The sequence below is a fragment of the Sediminibacterium soli genome (genome assembly GCF_009939225.1).
In the GTDB taxonomy this organism is placed as follows: domain Bacteria; phylum Bacteroidota; class Bacteroidia; order Chitinophagales; family Chitinophagaceae; genus Sediminibacterium; species Sediminibacterium soli.
On sequence record NZ_JAACJR010000006.1, the window covers coordinates 501,371 to 517,035 of the forward strand.

Below are 15,665 nucleotides of genomic sequence, written 5' to 3' on the forward strand. Positions count from 1 at the left end.
AGATGGTTGTTATTTGATGATGTCGGTGCCTGCGTAGTAATTGATCGCTTCCTTGGCCAGTTGTTCATTCAGCCGCTGCCGCAGCAACCGTTGCTGCGACGCTGTGTACTCGTTGAAAAAATCAAGGAATTCCAACAGACCGATCTGCCTGCGGCGATAGCTGTCTACCACATTGGCATACATGCTGCGGTATTTTTCGTAAAAAGTTTTGTTGGTTGTATTGTCCTGCTGCAGCGCCAGCAGCCATTTGTTATACGACTCGAAAAGCTGGTTGCGCAGTTCGGTTTCGGCATGAGATACGAGGGTCTCCTGCTGCTTCACGCTGTACTGTGCGGAGCGTATATTGCCCTGGTTCCTGTTAAATACCGGAATGGGGATGGAGATGCCCAGCCCGAAATAATTGGGCATCGTATTCGAATTGCGGTCAAAATTGGGCCCCAGCATAATATCCGGCACGCGCAGCGCTTTCTGGTAAGAGAGGTTCTGCTGCTGGTACAAACCCATCGCCTGTTGCAGCAGGTACGACGGATTGTTTTGTTTTGCCGTCTCCAGCAATTCCGGCACGCTGGCCGGTGGCATGGCTGACGGTTGCGGTGCTGTTTCGTCGGGAATAAGGTAGACATTGCTCTTTACCTGCAGCAGCGTACGCATCTCGGCCTGGTTTTCGGCGATGCTTCTGTCGAGTTCCGCTATGTCCTGGCCCAGTGAAACCGAGAGCGACTGTATACGCAGGTAGTCTTTCTGTGCAATATTACCGGCCGCAAGCTGGGTCTGCATACCATCCATCAGTACCTTCAGCTGCTGCATTTGCAACAGGTAGGTATTGCGGTTGGCAACCTGCTGCTGCAGGGTATAAAAATCTGACCGCAACTGGTAGCGCAGGTTGCGCAGCAGGTCCTGCAACTGCAGTTCGCCCATCCTGGCATTGGTGCCGGCCATATCGATGAGTTTGCCGCGTTTACCAGCGGTTCTGATCAGCTGCTGCAGCTGGATATAATATTGACCGCTGAAGCTTCCGTCGGGATTTTTTCCATAGGGCAGGAACCTGCCGTTGGCGGCAACTACCTGGTCGGTATTCAGCGTGGGGTTATCCCATTTGCGCGCCTGTTCTATCAGCGCTTTCTGGGCATCCACATTGTAATGTGCGGCCAGCAGCAGCAGGTTGCTGTCGAGGAATCTTTTCTCCATGTCAGGCAGGCGCATCCGCAGGGTATCGGAGGGATTGTTCTGTGCAAATACCGGCAGCGCCATACAGCTGAACAGTACCAGCCCCGCTACGCCCGGAGCCTTGCACCGGCGGGTTATCAGTGAAAACATACTAATTGATTATAGTTGAATAAATAGCCGGCAGAAACACCCTGGCGGCCCGGAACCTGCAGCCGGCACGGAGTCCGGGGTACGCATGCGGTTGTTTAAGACCGCGCACATCTTTGGCTGACGGCTGCAGCAATACTTCGGCCGTTGACCGGCCGCGGACGATTAGGCTTTTGGCGGGGGAGGATTGATCTCGCGGAGATAGAGATAATCGTATGATGGGTTCAAGGCAACCGGCTTATTGTTCCGCACAGCAGGAAGCCCGGGAAGAAAATAAGGTCTGAAATCGATCGCTTCAAAAGAAAGGTGCTTGTGAAACTGCAGGTCGTGCCCGTCCTGCTGGTCCTGTTCGGGAATGGCGTTCTTGTGTTTCAGTATCACTTCTACCACAAATTCCACAACCGTTTCTGAAATATTTATCTCCGGCGCATCTGCGCGTACGGGAATAGGCGTAAAACCCTGCCCGTAAATGCTCAGGTTCAGCAACTGCAAAGCCAGCAGCAGTGTGATAAATTTGACGATATATCGACGGAATACCACCATTTCTGAGTGCAAGTTTATTGCGAAAAGTTTTTGGGTTGTGTTAAAGAAAATGAAAACAGGGGAAGAAAAATTGTTGCATGGTTGCATTGGGTAAATAACTGGCTGATTCAATAGGTTTCTGAATACCTGCGATATTATTTAATTGCCACAGATTACACAGATTGAAAACATTGTCTGTGCTAATCTGTGTAATCTGTGGCAACCCTCCGTATGACAATAAAACAATTCAACAGTTTACCCCAACAACCCTATTCAACACGAAAAAGCCCGCAATCGCTTGCGGGCTTTCTATACAAGTTTCAGACCTGAAATCACTTCTTCTCTTTCTTACCCAGCGCCCTGTTCTTGGCAAAATCCACCAGGATGGGAGCTGCCACGAAAATGGAAGAGTAGGTACCTGTAACCACACCAACCAGCATCGCAAAGGCGAAACCGCGTGTTACTTCGCCACCAAAGATGAAGAGGATCAGGATGGTGAGGAATACGGTGAGCGATGTCATGATCGTACGGCTCAGGGTTTCGTTGATCGCACGGTTAATTACCGATGCGTTATCGGCGCCTGTCATTAAACGACTGTCCTCACGGATACGGTCATATACGATCACGGTATCATTCATCGAGAAACCGATTACCGTCAGTATCGCTGCAATAAAATGCTGGTCTATCTCCAGCGGGAACGGTACAATGGAACGGCAATAGCTGAATACGATAAGGGTTACCAGTACATCATGCAGTAACGATACGATCGTGCCAACCGAATACCGCCAGTCGCGGAAGCGGATAAAGATATACAGACAGATCGCCAGAATACCGAAGGCCACCGCTTTCTGGGCGCCTTTTTTCAGATCGTCGGAGATCGTTGGCAACACGGTTTGTGAACTCTGTTTGTAATTCTTTTCAAAATCGATAAAGCTCACATTCGCAGGCAGGTGCGGTTTCAGTCCGTTGTACAGCTTCTGTTCAACCAGCGAATCGATATTGCTGCCTGTTTCGTGGATCTTATAGGAAGTGGTGATGTTTACCTGGTTCTTGGTATCCACGGTTTTGGTGATTACCGCCTCGCCGAATTCATTTTTCAGCTCGTCGCGGATCTCGTCAGGACTTACCGTCTTATCGAATTTGATCGTATAGCTGCGTCCGCCGGAGAATTCAACACCCTCGTCGAACCCGTGCCAGTACGTGCTGATACCGCCGATCAGGATGATGGCAGAGATCACATAAGCCACTTTACGGTATTCGATGAATTTGAAAGATGCATGCTTGAAAATGCGCTTTGAAATACCGGTGAAATATTCAAAGTGACGGTTCTTGTTGGTGTACCAGTCGGTGATCAGTCTGGATACCATGATACCGCAGAACAGCGACAGCAGGATACCGATGATCTGGGTGGTGGCGAAACCAAGCACCGGTCCTAGACCGAAGTAGGCAAGGATGATCGCGGTCAGTAAGGTGGTAACGTGCGCATCCAGTACCGGAGACAAGGAACGCTTGTAACCATCCTGAACAGCAAGCGGGTAGCTCTTGCCCTTGGTAAGTTCTTCCTTGATACGCTCAAAGATGATAACGTTTGTATCCACCGCCAGGCCAATGGTCAGTACCAGGCCGGCAATACCGGGAGCGGTAAGCGTAAAGCCCAGCGCGCTCAGGATACCGATGGTGAACAGCAGGTTAAGGATAAGCGCGACATTCGCCACCCAGCCGCCTGTGTTAAAGTACAGCAGCATCAGTGCAAAGATCACGATGAACGATACCAGGAACGACATCGCCCCGCCTTTGATCGATTCTTTACCTAGTGTTGGTCCCACAGACTGCTGCTGAACGATCTTGGCAGGAGCGGGGAGTTTACCGCTCTCGAGGATCTGTGCCAGATCCTGCGCTTCCTTTACCGTATAGTTACCGGAGATCTGTGAGTTACCGGTGGTGATCGCTTCGTTTACATTAGGTGCGGAATACACAAAATTATCCAGTACCACAGCAATCGGTTTACCTACGTTCCGGCCGGTCATTTTGGCCCAGATAGTGGTGCCGATCTTATCCATGTTCATTTTGATGGCAATACGTCCGCGCTCGTCGTAGTCCTGCGTAGCGCTGATGCCTTCACCACCCAGTTCGGCCTGGCCGTTATCGAGTGTTTTGATGGCATACAGCGTAAGGATGTCTTTTGCCTTGGGATCGTTCAGTTCGGCTTTGCCGTACATGAACACCAGGTTAGACGGAAAACGGTTCTTTACCGCGTCCAGCGCCAGGTAATCATTGAGCGTACCGGTATCTTTTGAAGCGATATACCCGATCATGGCAGGATAAACCACTTTGCCATCGGAGCCCTGGTAAGGCTGCGCTATCTGCAGTATCCTGCCGATAGGGTTCTCATTCGCTTTGATCTTAGAAGAGTCTTTTACAGCCCCTGTTTTTGTACCGGATGCTATATTGGAAAGCGTAGCGGTTTTGCTGGTATCGGCCTTGCTGGTATCGGCGGTTGCTTTGGCAACAGCGGTAGTGTCTGCAGCTGTTACAGTTGTATCCGCTGTTTTAGCGCCGTTAAGGTGTGCCTCGATGGTTTTGTTGGCTTCGGTGATACCGTTCACCAGGTCGCGGTTCTCGAGCGTGTATACTTCGAAGAACTGCAGGTTGGCGCTTGATTGCAGGTAAGCCCTTACTCTTTCCTTATCGGTAACGCCTGCCATCTCGATGTTGATCACACCTTTGGAAGGATCGGGGTTGATATTGTTTGACGATACGCCAAAACGGTCGATCCTGGTACGCAGGATACGGTAGGTTGTCTGGAAGGCGATATCGGACTGGTCTTTCAGGTAATTGGTAACCGCATCATCGCTGGCATCGATCTTGATCTTGTTATTGCTTCGCGCAGCAAAGAAAGGAGCGAGTTTGGTGCCGGGACTTGTTCTTGCAAATTCCTCTTTAAAAAGATCGATCAGGTTGGCGCTGGTATTGGCTTTCTTCAAAACAGCATTCTCGAGCGCCTTATTGAACACAGCGTCTTTGGTGTAATTGGCAAGGGATTTGATCAGTCCGTCAAGACCAACTTCCATTGTCACGCTCATACCGCCCTGGAGATCCAGACCGAGCATCAGTTCTTTTTCTTTGGCTGAGCTGTAAGTGGTCAGGCCAAATGCCAGTTTCTCGTCTTTGGTGCTGTCGAGCAATCGGCGCAGCCTGTCTTTTTTAATGTCAGACAGGGAGTCGGCGTAAGCAGCCTGTTGTTCTTTATTGCCGGGATATTTTGCCTCGGGAGCCGGGAATGATTTCATCCACGCATCCGCTTTTTTCTCCATGGCGCTTTCGTGGCTCTTTACGAACCAGGTAAAAGACAGTTGATACAGGCAAATCAGTATCAGGGCAATCGCAAAAAATCGCACTAAACCTTTCAGTTGCATAATGTGGTAGTGGTTTTCAAATTTTTTTTAGAGCGGCAAAGATAGGGGAATGGGAATGATAATATGACAGGGGGGAGGGGGATTTGAAAATTTGAAAACGGGCTGATTTGAAAATGGGTGCCGGGATTACCCCTGGGATCTCTGCCGAATAGGCAGAAATCCATTTTTCAACTATTCAAATTACCGGATTCTCAAATTAAACTTATTTCACATCTGTCAGCGTCACATCGAAGAACAGCGGTTCATTCGGCGCGATACCGCCATTGCCGGTACAGCTGTATGCCAGAGCGGAGGGGATCACCAGTTTGATTCTGCCGCCTTTTTTAATAAGCGGGATACCGATCTTCCAGCCATCGATCACGCCCGACAGGGTGAAGCTGATGGGATTGGCCCTTGAATCGAAAATGGTATTATTGAAATGCTTTCCGGTGTACACCACAGATACCGTTGAGGAACTGCTGGGTGAACTGCCGCTTCCCGGATCAACGATCTCGTAAAACAGCCCCGAGGTATGTACCTGGTAATTGATGCCGTTGGCCTGGCAGTAGGCTTCGAGCTGCTGTTTTTCGGAGGTAACGGGAACGGGCTGGCAGCCACTTTCCTTTTTTCCACAACCGCTGCTGACCAGCAAAAAAAACAATACCCCAGCAAAAACCGATTTCATGTGCTTCATTTGTTTTATAGACCCGTTAGGCAGACCGATAGCTGCATTCCTTTATTCATTTTGCGTTTTCTTTTTGCGGGCCAGCAGTTCGCGGTAACGCTGTTCCTGCATTTCCCACCTGAATTTCCGGTAAAAAAAGGCAAGGAAAAACGAGATCGCCAGGATGGCAAATACCAGCAGAAAAGAACTCAGCCGGCTGTTTGCTTCCATATTGGCCCTTTCGTACCAGCCGGCAGACAGCAGCAGCAGGGTGCCGATACCGATGGCAAAACCACCGGATAAGCCCACAAAAAAAGGCCGGAGACTGTTTTTTTCAGCCTCCCGGTTCTTCTCCCAGTAACCGATAAACGATTCCTCCTCACTGCTCAGCATGCCGCGAAGATACGGTGGAAATAAAACACCGGCTGCTGCAAATTGAGGTTGCAACAATGTATATTCGGTGTAAGAACAGTCAGATGAAATCTATCAGAAAACAAGGTAGCCGGATGTACTTGCTGGTATTGGCTGCCCATGGCTTTGCCATCTGTTTTGGATGGGAAACCCTGCGCATCTTATCCAAACTGCTGCTGATGCCGGTGCTGGGACTCTGGTTATGTGCCCTGGCAGGCCGGAGAGCGGGATGGCTGGTCTATGCCGGACTGTTGTTTGCCTGGCTGGGCGACTGGGCGCTGTTGTACGAAGACAACCTGTTCTTTATGCTTGGCATGGCCGGCTTTATTGGTACGCATACCTGTTACAGCATTTATTTTTCCAGGCTGCAGGAGCGATCCAACAGTCGTTTGCGCGAGGCCTTTGCCGCCGCGGTGATACTGATCCTGCTATGCGTAACGATGTTTGTTGTGCTGAATCCCTACCTGGGCAGCCTGCGGTTGCCGATACTTTTTTATATGACAGTTATCAGCGTAATGGCCATACTGGCCGCCAATACCGCTGCCAACCCGGCGCTCCGGCGCATTGCCCTATGCTGTTTTATACCCGGAGCGGCCCTGTTTGTGGTTTCCGATGCCCTGCTTGCATATAACAAATTTGTATTGCATACCGGCTGGATGAGTATACCGGTTATGCTGAGCTATGGTTTTGCGCAGTTCTTCCTGGTACGGGGTTTTGGCCGCGCAGCACGTCGTTTTTAAGCGCATCTTAAGCCCGGAAATCCTTTTCCAGCCCGTGTTTTGAGTAATTTGACCGTATGCGATTGCTCGGTCTGATGCAAAAGCGGGTTCTCTACATGTACGGTATCGTGTTGCTGGCGCATTGTTTGTTTCAATACCTGAAACTGCCCTATGTGGCGGTCACTAAACCATTGCTGGTACCCTTGCTGCTGGCCTTTCTGTTATCCAGGGATGAAGACATCGGCCTGGTGGCAGGTAAATTCATTTTTTATGTGGGTATGTTCCTGGCCCTGTTCGGCGATGTGCTGCTGATATCCATCAACGATACTTTTTTCATGAGCGGCATGATCGCTTTCATGCTTATGAACCTCGCCTATGCCGTTACGTTTTACCTGCTCGAAAAACCTCCCTTGTTCGGCAACCTGCCGGTGCTGATCTCGGCGCTGGTGCTTGCCCTGGTTGCCTGGAAAGTATACGGCTTTCTCTCAGAAGAACTGGCACAGTACCGCCTTACGGTGCTGGTATATGTTTGCACGGTATTGTTAATGTGCTTCTCCGCCATTGCTGCGGCAACCGGCAGCGTCCATGGCCGGGTGGCTCTCCGCTATTTTGTGAGCGGCGCCGTTGTCTTTCTGTTTGAAAACATCCTGGTAGGCCTCAACCGCTTTCACTGGAACAGTAACAAGGATGTATATGTGGTCATCATGCTCAGCTATGGCCTTGCCCAATACCTGTTTGTAAGAGGCGTCGAAAAAACCTATCTCTCCTTACCGGGGAAACGAATATAAATTAGCGGATTAGCGGATTATGGATTGACGGATGGAGGATTAAAAGATATCTATATAACGGGAAATTTGTTTTATGGCTGCATGGCTGTGGTATTCCTGCTATTGATCAACCCGATACACGCAATAAAACCATATGACAATTCAGCCATTTAGCCATACAACACACCCATCCAATCCGCCAACCCACAAATCAAATAAAAAAAATCCCCGCACATTACATGCAGGGATTTTTTATTTAAATAGGATGGGGATCGATTAATAACCACCCATACCGCCCATATCGGGTGCGCCGCCATGTGCGTGGGGTGCTTCGGGTTTGGGTTTGTCGGCGATCACGCACTCGGTAGTGAGGAGCATAGCGGCGATAGACGCTGCATTCTCCAGGGCCACACGGCTTACCTTGGTAGGATCGATGACACCGGCTTTGAACATGTTCTCGTATACTTCTGTGCGGGCATTGAAACCGAAATCGGCTTTGCCTTCTTTCACTTTCTGTACCACGATAGAACCTTCGATACCGCTGTTGCTCACGATCTGACGCAGCGGCTCTTCGATCGCTCTTTTTACGATCTGGATACCGGTGAGTTCGTCTTCGTTAGCGCCTTTCAGTTTTTCGAGGCTTTCCACCGCGCGGATATAGGCAACACCACCGCCTGGTACGATACCTTCTTCCACAGCGGCCCTTGTTGCATGCAGCGCATCGTCAACACGGTCTTTCTTTTCTTTCATTTCAACCTCTGTGGCAGCACCCACATACAGTACCGCAACACCGCCGCTCAGTTTTGCAAGACGCTCCTGCAGTTTTTCGCGGTCGTAGTCGGAAGTGGTATTCTCGATCTGTGCTTTGATCTGGTTAACACGCGCAGTGATATCGGCTTTCTTGCCTTTACCGCCTACGATGATGGTGTTGTCTTTATCGATGGTGATGGAAGCAGCCTGTCCGAGATAGCTCAGGTCGGCATTCTCCAGTTTGAAACCCTGCTCTTCGCTTACCACAGTGCCTGCAGTGAGGATCGCGATATCGTTCAGCATTTCTTTCCTGCGGTCGCCAAAGCCGGGTGCTTTTACGGCAGCCACTTTCAGTGTGCCACGCAGTTTGTTCACCACCAGGGTGGCGAGTGCTTCGCCTTCGAGGTCTTCGGCGATGATCACCAGCGGACGTCCGCTCTGCGCCACTTTCTCCAATATGTGCAGGATATCTTTCATGGTGCTGATCTTCTTGTCGTAGATCAGGATATAGGGGCTCTGCAGATCCGCTTCCATTTTTTCGCTGTTGGTAACGAAATAGGGAGAGATATAGCCGCGGTCGAACTGCATACCTTCCACCACGTCTACCGTGGTATCGGTGCCTTTGGCTTCTTCTACGGTGATCACACCTTCTTTACCTACCTTACCCATAGCGGTTGCGATCAGTTTACCGATCTCGCTGTCGTTATTGGCAGAAATGGTAGCTACCTGCTCGATTTTCTTGGAATCGTTACCCACGGTCTGCGACTGGTTCTGCAGGTTGGCAACAACCGCATCAACCGCCTTGTCGATACCGCGTTTCAGGTCCATCGGGTTGGCGCCCGCGGCCACGTTCTTCAAACCTTCGCTGATGATCGACTGGGCCAGAACGGTAGCGGTAGTGGTACCATCACCGGCGATATCCGCCGTTTTGGAAGCCACTTCTTTCACCATCTGCGCGCCCATGTTCTCGATCGCATCTTCCAGTTCGATCTCTTTGGCAACGGTTACACCGTCTTTGGTTACCTGGGGTGCACCGAATTTTTTCTCGATCACCACATTGCGTCCCTTAGGACCCAGGGTTACTTTTACCGCGTTGGCAAGTGTGTCAACGCCTTTCTTCATTTTATTTCTTGCTTCGATATCGAAATATATCTGTTTAGCCATGGTTGGTCAATTTGAAAATTTGATGATTTGAAAATTTGAAAATGAATTTGTGCGTTGATTTTTAAATAAGAAAACGGGGACTCCGGTTTTCAAATTTTCAAATCAGCACATTTTCAAATTACAATTATACTATCGCAAGGATATCGCTTTCACGCATGATCAGCAGGTCTTCACCCTCGATCTGAATCTCGGTTCCGGCGTACTTTCCGTAAAGAACGGTGTCACCAACTTTTACGGTAACCGGCTCGTCTTTTTTACCGGTGCCAGCGGCAACGATCACACCGCGTTGTGGTTTTTCTTTTGCGGTATCTGGAATGATGATTCCGCCAGCAGTTTTTTCTTCGGCAGCGGCAGGTCTAACAATTACCCTGTCATGCAGCGGAGTAACGTTGATTTTTTTTGCCATACGTTATACGTTTTTGTGATTGAGTGAATTAATTACAGCCCCATCCTCGATTATTGTGCCATTTTCCTGCCATAAGCCAAATTTTCAGCGTCTGGCAGTGAACCTGTCCCTCAACGGTTTGAAACTGTAGAAACGGCGCAAAGATGCAGGAAGTTTTTGAATGCAGGTGTCATTTTTTCACCCGTGCCGCCCGGTTTTACCAGCAGGTTCCGCCAAAACGACCAGCGGCCGTGACAGATCACGGCCGCTGGTGCGGATAAACAGGCAGACCGCCGATGCCGGAACCTACTCCGGTGCCGGCCGGGTTGGCTGTCAGGCAAAAAATGGCGTTACCAGCGCCACCACCTGGTCTTTTGTCAGCGGTTCGTCGAACGATTCGGAAGCAACCGCTGCGCTGAGGGTTCCGCTCACACCCGGCAGACCGGTAATGTTCACACCGCCCTGGATGGTATTTTCTTCGCCTGCATAGTTGCCGTTGGTGCGGGCATCAATACCGCTTGTGTTACCGGTGATCCAGGGTTTTACTGCCACACCCTGCGCCGCCCTCATCTGGCGTATATGAGAAGCATGGCGGGCTTCCACCGAATGAATATTCAGCGCGGCGGTGAGCAGGGGTCTGTTGGCATTGCCCATCAGGTTACCGGCCTGCCCCTTGTAGGCGCGCACGCCGGTGTCTTCCAGGGCCTGCGCCACCGCAAGAAAAGTGGCATAATTGGTAAAGACATCGGGAAATGCCCCTTTTGCTGTAAAATCGAAATTGGCGGCGGTATACGTATAGGGTGTGCCACCCGCCGCTACGATCGCATTGCGCAGGAAACCCACATGTGCATTCTCATGGTCGCGGATGGCCGTAAGGGCAGTCAATGCCGGCCCGGCGGGGATCAGCCCGGCCGTGGCCACGCCTTTGACATAGAAATTGGCTTCCAGGTACTCGAGCTGCAGGGCAAAATTGAGCACGCCGATCGCCCCGGTGGTGGTTTGCCCGTATGCTTTGCGGAAGAACGAGCCCAGGGCAAGGGGCAGGGCCGCCAGGCTGATACGGGTGCCCACGCTGCTGAAATGTTTAAAAGCCTGTCGGCGTCCGCTGGTCCGGTCGTAGAACGCCGGATCCGTTTCTTCTATCTCCGAAAAAATCTGTTGTAAGTTCATGGTGTTTGATTTTAACTGGTTAAGAACAGGGTATGCCTAAGAGGGCAGGCGGCTGGCATCGATCCGTGTATTGATATAGGCACTGGCAATCATCAGCACTTCGGATGGTTTGCGCGCCATATCCATACCATTTGAATCGAGGGCCGTATTATCTGCAAAACTGCCGTTGCTGATCAGGTCGCGTATCAGGGCGGCATGACGTGCCTCTACCGATACGATCTTACCCGCCAGCACCAGGTAATCCGGCGTGGTGAGCAACGGACCGGCGCCATTGTACGCCGTTACACCCAGGTCTTCAAAAGCTTTGGCGGTGGCCAGCACACTGGTGCGGCTGCTGAAATCAATAGCGCTGAAGTTCACCTCCAGTGCCGCAATCGCGTTGGCACCCAATGCGGCTTTGAAAAACTCGCGGTGGGCTATCTCGTGATCGCGGATATCTGCCAGCAACGCCGTTTCAGCGGCTGTGATGCCCGAATAGGGAGAGGCGCTTACCCTTGTATAGAATGCCGCTTCAAGCTGCTCGAGCGCATATGCATAATTAAGTACGCCTACATCGCCGCTGCCCAGGTCCACACCGCCCTTGGAACTGCTTTTTTTACATGACCCGATAACAACCGCGGAAGCCAGGGAGAAAGAACCCGCTGCAGAAAGAAACTGCCTGCGGGAGGAGGTCTTTGGCCGGACAATAGTATCCGGCACAGGTGTTTCCACCAGTTCAGATGAATGATTCATAAATAAACTGTTTTTGGGATGAAAGAACGGGATATCTATTAGACTGTTGTGAGCTGTCTGTTTCGTAGGATGGATTTAAGTGAACAATCCAGGTGTGTATCGGCGGTTGATTGGGACGTAAAACGAACTCCGTCCCGGCGTATGAATAACGGCATAAAATATGATGCCATGGTATATACGGTAACCGCAGTATTCCGGTTTTGTTAAAAAAAGCAGGTTGCCGAAACCAAATGCATTGCCATTGCGTAGGTAATGCTGACCCTAATTAAGCAGGGTGTATCAAGGTTGAGACCCGTTCGTTCCCGAACGGGTTTTGTATATGGCAGCGCAACAGGTAAACCCTTAATGCCTGTCTGGGAGAGGGGTACTCACTGGCAGCTAAATTTTGTCCCACCCGCAATAAACAATACCTTCGCGGCTCGAACAAGCTCTTATACAGATGATCAGCAGAAGAAATATCCGTGTGAAAGTGATGCAGTTGCTTTACATGATAGAGGCGGCGGACAATACCGCGGCATTTGCACGGCCCGTAGATACCTTACAGAAACAGATCGATAAAAGCCGCGAGCTGTTTGTTTACCTGATTTATTTTTTGACCGAAGTGGCCCGCTATGCGGAAACCAGCGCCCGTAAACGCGCTTCCCGTAACCTGCCTTCGGCAGAAGACCTGAACGTAAATACCAAGATCGCGGGCAACGAACTGCTCTGGCAGATACTGGAGAGCGGTTCATTTCAGCAGTCGGTGGAAAAAGACCTTCCGGGTAAAAGGATCGACCGCGACCTGGTAAAAAAACTCTACGAGGCGCTCACCGAAACCGATGTTTATAAGGAATATATTTCCCAGCAAAGCCGGCAGAAAGCAAAGGAGAAAGAGATCATGCGGGTGATCTTTCAGCAACTGATGCTTCCCGACGAATCGTTTACCAGCCATATCGAAGAGCAGTTTCCCAACTGGGACGATGATTCCGAAATGATGGATCAACTGGTAATGAATTACTTGCAGAAGCCGGTGAACATTACTGTACAGGAGATCATCAGTGCCGAGAAATGGCTGTTTGCACGAACCCTGCTTACCACCGCGATCGAAAAAAAGGAATACTGTGCCGAGCTGATCAAACCCAAACTGAAGAACTGGGATTCGGAAAGGATCGCCGTTCTTGATATGGTGCTGATGCGCATGGGGGTTTGCGAGCTGTTGTATTTTGAAACCATCCCCACAAAAGTTACCATCAACGAATACATCGACCTGGCCAAAGAGTACAGCACCCCACAGAGCGGACAGTTTGTAAACGGTATCCTCGACAATATCCACAAGGAGCTGCTGGAAGCGGGCAAGATCCAGAAAATCAATTTCAAAAAATGAGAACGCTGTTGTTTTTCCTTGTTGCGGCAACCCTTATCGCCGCCTGCAGCCAGCAGGCAGGTAATGATGCCGCGGTTAAAATAATGGAGGACACCGCCCGTTATACCACCATACAGTGGCAGGACAGTGTGGTGCATTTTGACACGCTTGACCAGGGCAACCAGACAACCGTTGTTTTCAAATTCAGAAACACCGGCACCCAGCCGCTGATTTTAGCCGATGTAAAGGCGGGTTGTGGCTGCACCGTGGCGGAATATACAAAAGAGGCGGTGCCACCGGGAGGAGAAGGGGTGGTCAAAGGGCTTTTCGACAGCAATCGTGCGCAGGCCGGGGAAGTGAGAAAGAATATCCTGGTAACCAGCAATACCCGCAACGGAACGCGGCATACGCTTATCTTTACGGGCTTTATCAGGGAAAAAAAGCATAGTTAACAATCAATCTTACAATAAAAACTACAAGAATGTCTACACTGAATTATGTTTTGTTACAGACACCCGGCGGCGGTGGAATGGTACAGTTGTTACTGATGGGTGGTATCATTATTGTTTTCTGGCTGTTCATGATTCGCCCGCAGGCGAAAAAAGCCAAGGAACAAAAGAAATTTGTGGAGAATATGCAGAAAGGCGATAAGGTGGTAACCATCGCCGGTATCCACGGCACGGTCAACAAGGTAAACGAAGACGGCACCCTGCAGCTGGAAGTGAGTCCGGGCAGTTACCTCAAGATCGAAAAATCTTCTATCAGCATGGAGTGGACTGCCAACCTGAACAAAGCGGCCGCAGCTGCCAAATAAGAAACCGGTCAGACACTGGTAAAAACCGCGCAACCAAATTGCGCGGTTTTTTAATGAAAGCATCCGTACTTTGTTGCTCCTTTGTACTTCGTAATCCCCGGTTGGTCTTATGCTTCGTATCGGTATCACAGGCGGCATCGGCAGCGGAAAAAGCATGGTCTCGCATATTTTCCGGGTACTGGGCATTCCCGTGTTTGATGCAGACAGCACGGCAAAGCAGATCATGGAAACAGATGAACAGCTGCGCAGCGCGATCATACAGGCCTTCGGCCGAGAATCGTATACCGGAGATCGGCTCAACCGCAAACATATCGCCTCCCTTGTTTTTAACGACGCTTACCAGCTTACCCTGCTGAACTCACTGGTGCATCCCGCCGCCATTGCGGCAGCTGATGCCTGGGCGCTGGAGCAGCATGCGCCCTATGTTACCAAGGAAGCCGCGCTGTTCTTTGAATCAGGCTCGGCCACGGGCATGGATTATATCATCGGCGTGTATGCACCCCGCCATCTCCGGATCAAACGGGTGATGGACAGGGACGGTATTACCAGAGAAGAAGTGCTGTTGCGTATGAACAGGCAGATCGATGAAGAGATCAAAATGCGTCTCTGCGATTTTGTGGTGCTGAACGACGACCAGCACCTGCTCATACCCCAGGTGCTCACGCTGCACGAACGTTTTCTGGCAGAAAGCAGGGAACAGGGTGACTGAAAAACAACGGTAATCGTAACCGTGCAAAACAATGCTATGCAGAAAGTCAATCTCCGGCAAAAATTCGGTCTTTTCTCCGAGCAATGGAGCCCTAAAATTGTGGGTGAACTGAACGGACAGCAGGTAAAACTGGTGAAGTTCGAGGGGCCGTTTACCTGGCATCACCACGAGCAGGAGGACGAATTGTTTTACGTGGTAAAGGGCAGCTTTGTGATGGAGCTGCGCAGCGGAAATATTGAACTGGCGGAAGGCGATTTCCTGATCGTTCCGAGAGGAGTGGAGCACCGGCCCAATGCGTCTGAAGAAGTGTGGGTGATGTTGTTTGAACCCGCGGGCACCGTAAATACCGGTAACATCAGCGACGGTTTTACGAAAACGGATTTACAGCAGTTGTAGCGCCCTGGCACACAGTGGCCTGCTATTACCGAACAGTATTTTTCTATTAATCCCGGTTAAAAATGTACAAACGGCTCTTCGCTTTTTTCCTGTTGCTGCTCCTGGTTGCCGGCGGTTATGCTTTTGTTTTCGGATGGATCATTCCCAAAACAGCGGCGTTTACGCAACCCGGTAAATGGCGCCTGGTGCCGCTGCGGCAACCAAGAGAAACCGTGCATGGTTATTTCGGAGAACCCCTGCAGGCAGATGGGCGCAGGGAAGAGTGGACGGGCGGAACCAGCCGCAGACAATACCGGCTCAGTATCTATTATGCAGCCGACACCACTGCCGCCGCTTACAGCATACACTATTTCTACAAAAGCTGGCTGGTAAACCGCGATTACCTGGTTGACTCGGGCGCTATCCGTTAAC

Annotated in this window: 17 protein-coding genes; 8 read left to right on the forward strand and 9 right to left on the reverse strand. The window is 50.6% G+C overall.

What is annotated here, in order from left to right:
* Positions 1-9 precede the first annotated feature (9 nt).
* The 5 genes from GWC94_RS06205 to GWC94_RS06225 form a co-directional block, all read right to left on the reverse strand.
* Positions 10-1,317, reverse strand: coding sequence for a TolC family protein (locus GWC94_RS06205; RefSeq protein ID WP_161834161.1), 1,308 nt, complete (start codon positions 1,315-1,317; stop codon positions 10-12).
* Positions 1,318-1,479: 162 nt separating this feature from the next.
* Complete coding sequence (locus GWC94_RS06210; protein ID WP_161834162.1) at positions 1,480-1,869, reverse strand: hypothetical protein; 390 nt, start codon at positions 1,867-1,869, stop codon at positions 1,480-1,482.
* Positions 1,870-2,168: 299 nt separating this feature from the next.
* Entirely contained in the window at positions 2,169-5,252 is a 3,084-nt protein-coding gene (gene secDF, locus GWC94_RS06215; RefSeq protein WP_161834163.1) for a protein translocase subunit SecDF, read from the reverse strand.
* A gap of 202 nt (positions 5,253-5,454) precedes the next feature.
* A complete protein-coding gene (locus GWC94_RS06220; protein WP_161834164.1) occupies positions 5,455-5,916 on the reverse strand; it encodes an FKBP-type peptidyl-prolyl cis-trans isomerase in 462 nt (153 codons plus the stop codon).
* Between the two features lie 51 nt (positions 5,917-5,967).
* Positions 5,968-6,288 (reverse strand): hypothetical protein, encoded by a 321-nt coding sequence (locus GWC94_RS06225; protein ID WP_161834165.1) that lies wholly within the window; start codon positions 6,286-6,288, stop codon positions 5,968-5,970.
* Between the two features lie 83 nt (positions 6,289-6,371).
* On the opposite strand from GWC94_RS06225, the gene GWC94_RS06230 reads away from it, so the two are divergent.
* Positions 6,372-7,046: a lysoplasmalogenase gene (locus GWC94_RS06230; protein WP_161834166.1), complete on the forward strand. Its 675-nt coding sequence runs from the start codon at positions 6,372-6,374 to the stop codon at positions 7,044-7,046.
* Between the two features lie 56 nt (positions 7,047-7,102).
* Complete coding sequence (locus GWC94_RS06235; RefSeq protein WP_161834167.1) at positions 7,103-7,813, forward strand: lysoplasmalogenase family protein; 711 nt, start codon at positions 7,103-7,105, stop codon at positions 7,811-7,813.
* 255 nt (positions 7,814-8,068) lie between these two features.
* Here the strand turns inward: GWC94_RS06235 and groL are convergent, their stop codons facing one another.
* From groL to GWC94_RS06255, 4 genes are all read right to left on the reverse strand, one after another.
* On the reverse strand, positions 8,069-9,706 hold the full coding sequence (groL, locus tag GWC94_RS06240) for a chaperonin GroEL (RefSeq protein WP_161834168.1): 1,638 nt from the start codon (positions 9,704-9,706) through the stop codon (positions 8,069-8,071).
* Positions 9,707-9,830: 124 nt separating this feature from the next.
* Positions 9,831-10,112, reverse strand: coding sequence for a co-chaperone GroES (locus GWC94_RS06245; RefSeq protein WP_161834169.1), 282 nt, complete (start codon positions 10,110-10,112; stop codon positions 9,831-9,833).
* Positions 10,113-10,424: 312 nt separating this feature from the next.
* On the reverse strand, positions 10,425-11,261 hold the full coding sequence (locus GWC94_RS06250) for a ferritin-like domain-containing protein (protein WP_161834170.1): 837 nt from the start codon (positions 11,259-11,261) through the stop codon (positions 10,425-10,427).
* Positions 11,262-11,297: 36 nt separating this feature from the next.
* The gene (locus GWC94_RS06255; RefSeq protein ID WP_161834171.1) at positions 11,298-11,993 is read right to left on the reverse strand and encodes a ferritin-like domain-containing protein; all 696 of its coding nucleotides are present in this window, start codon (positions 11,991-11,993) and stop codon (positions 11,298-11,300) included.
* Positions 11,994-12,432: 439 nt separating this feature from the next.
* Between GWC94_RS06255 and nusB the strand changes: the two genes are divergently transcribed.
* From nusB to GWC94_RS06285, 6 genes are all read left to right on the forward strand, one after another.
* Positions 12,433-13,356, forward strand: a complete 924-nt coding sequence (gene nusB / locus GWC94_RS06260; protein WP_161834172.1) for a transcription antitermination factor NusB — start codon at positions 12,433-12,435, stop codon at positions 13,354-13,356.
* Positions 13,353-13,787 carry a DUF1573 domain-containing protein gene (locus GWC94_RS06265; protein ID WP_161834173.1) on the forward strand — a complete coding sequence of 145 codons (435 nt, stop codon included), beginning with the start codon at positions 13,353-13,355 and terminating at the stop codon, positions 13,785-13,787. Before nusB ends, GWC94_RS06265 begins: the two co-directional genes overlap by 4 nt.
* Before the next feature lie 29 nt (positions 13,788-13,816).
* Positions 13,817-14,149, forward strand: coding sequence for a preprotein translocase subunit YajC (gene yajC / locus GWC94_RS06270; protein ID WP_161834174.1), 333 nt, complete (start codon positions 13,817-13,819; stop codon positions 14,147-14,149).
* Positions 14,150-14,258: 109 nt separating this feature from the next.
* Positions 14,259-14,858: a dephospho-CoA kinase gene (gene coaE / locus GWC94_RS06275; RefSeq protein ID WP_161834175.1), complete on the forward strand. Its 600-nt coding sequence runs from the start codon at positions 14,259-14,261 to the stop codon at positions 14,856-14,858.
* 36 nt (positions 14,859-14,894) lie between these two features.
* Complete coding sequence (locus GWC94_RS06280) at positions 14,895-15,254, forward strand: cupin domain-containing protein (protein ID WP_161834176.1); 360 nt, start codon at positions 14,895-14,897, stop codon at positions 15,252-15,254.
* A gap of 62 nt (positions 15,255-15,316) precedes the next feature.
* Positions 15,317-15,664, forward strand: coding sequence for a hypothetical protein (locus GWC94_RS06285; protein WP_161834177.1), 348 nt, complete (start codon positions 15,317-15,319; stop codon positions 15,662-15,664).
* Position 15,665 lies beyond the last annotated feature (1 nt).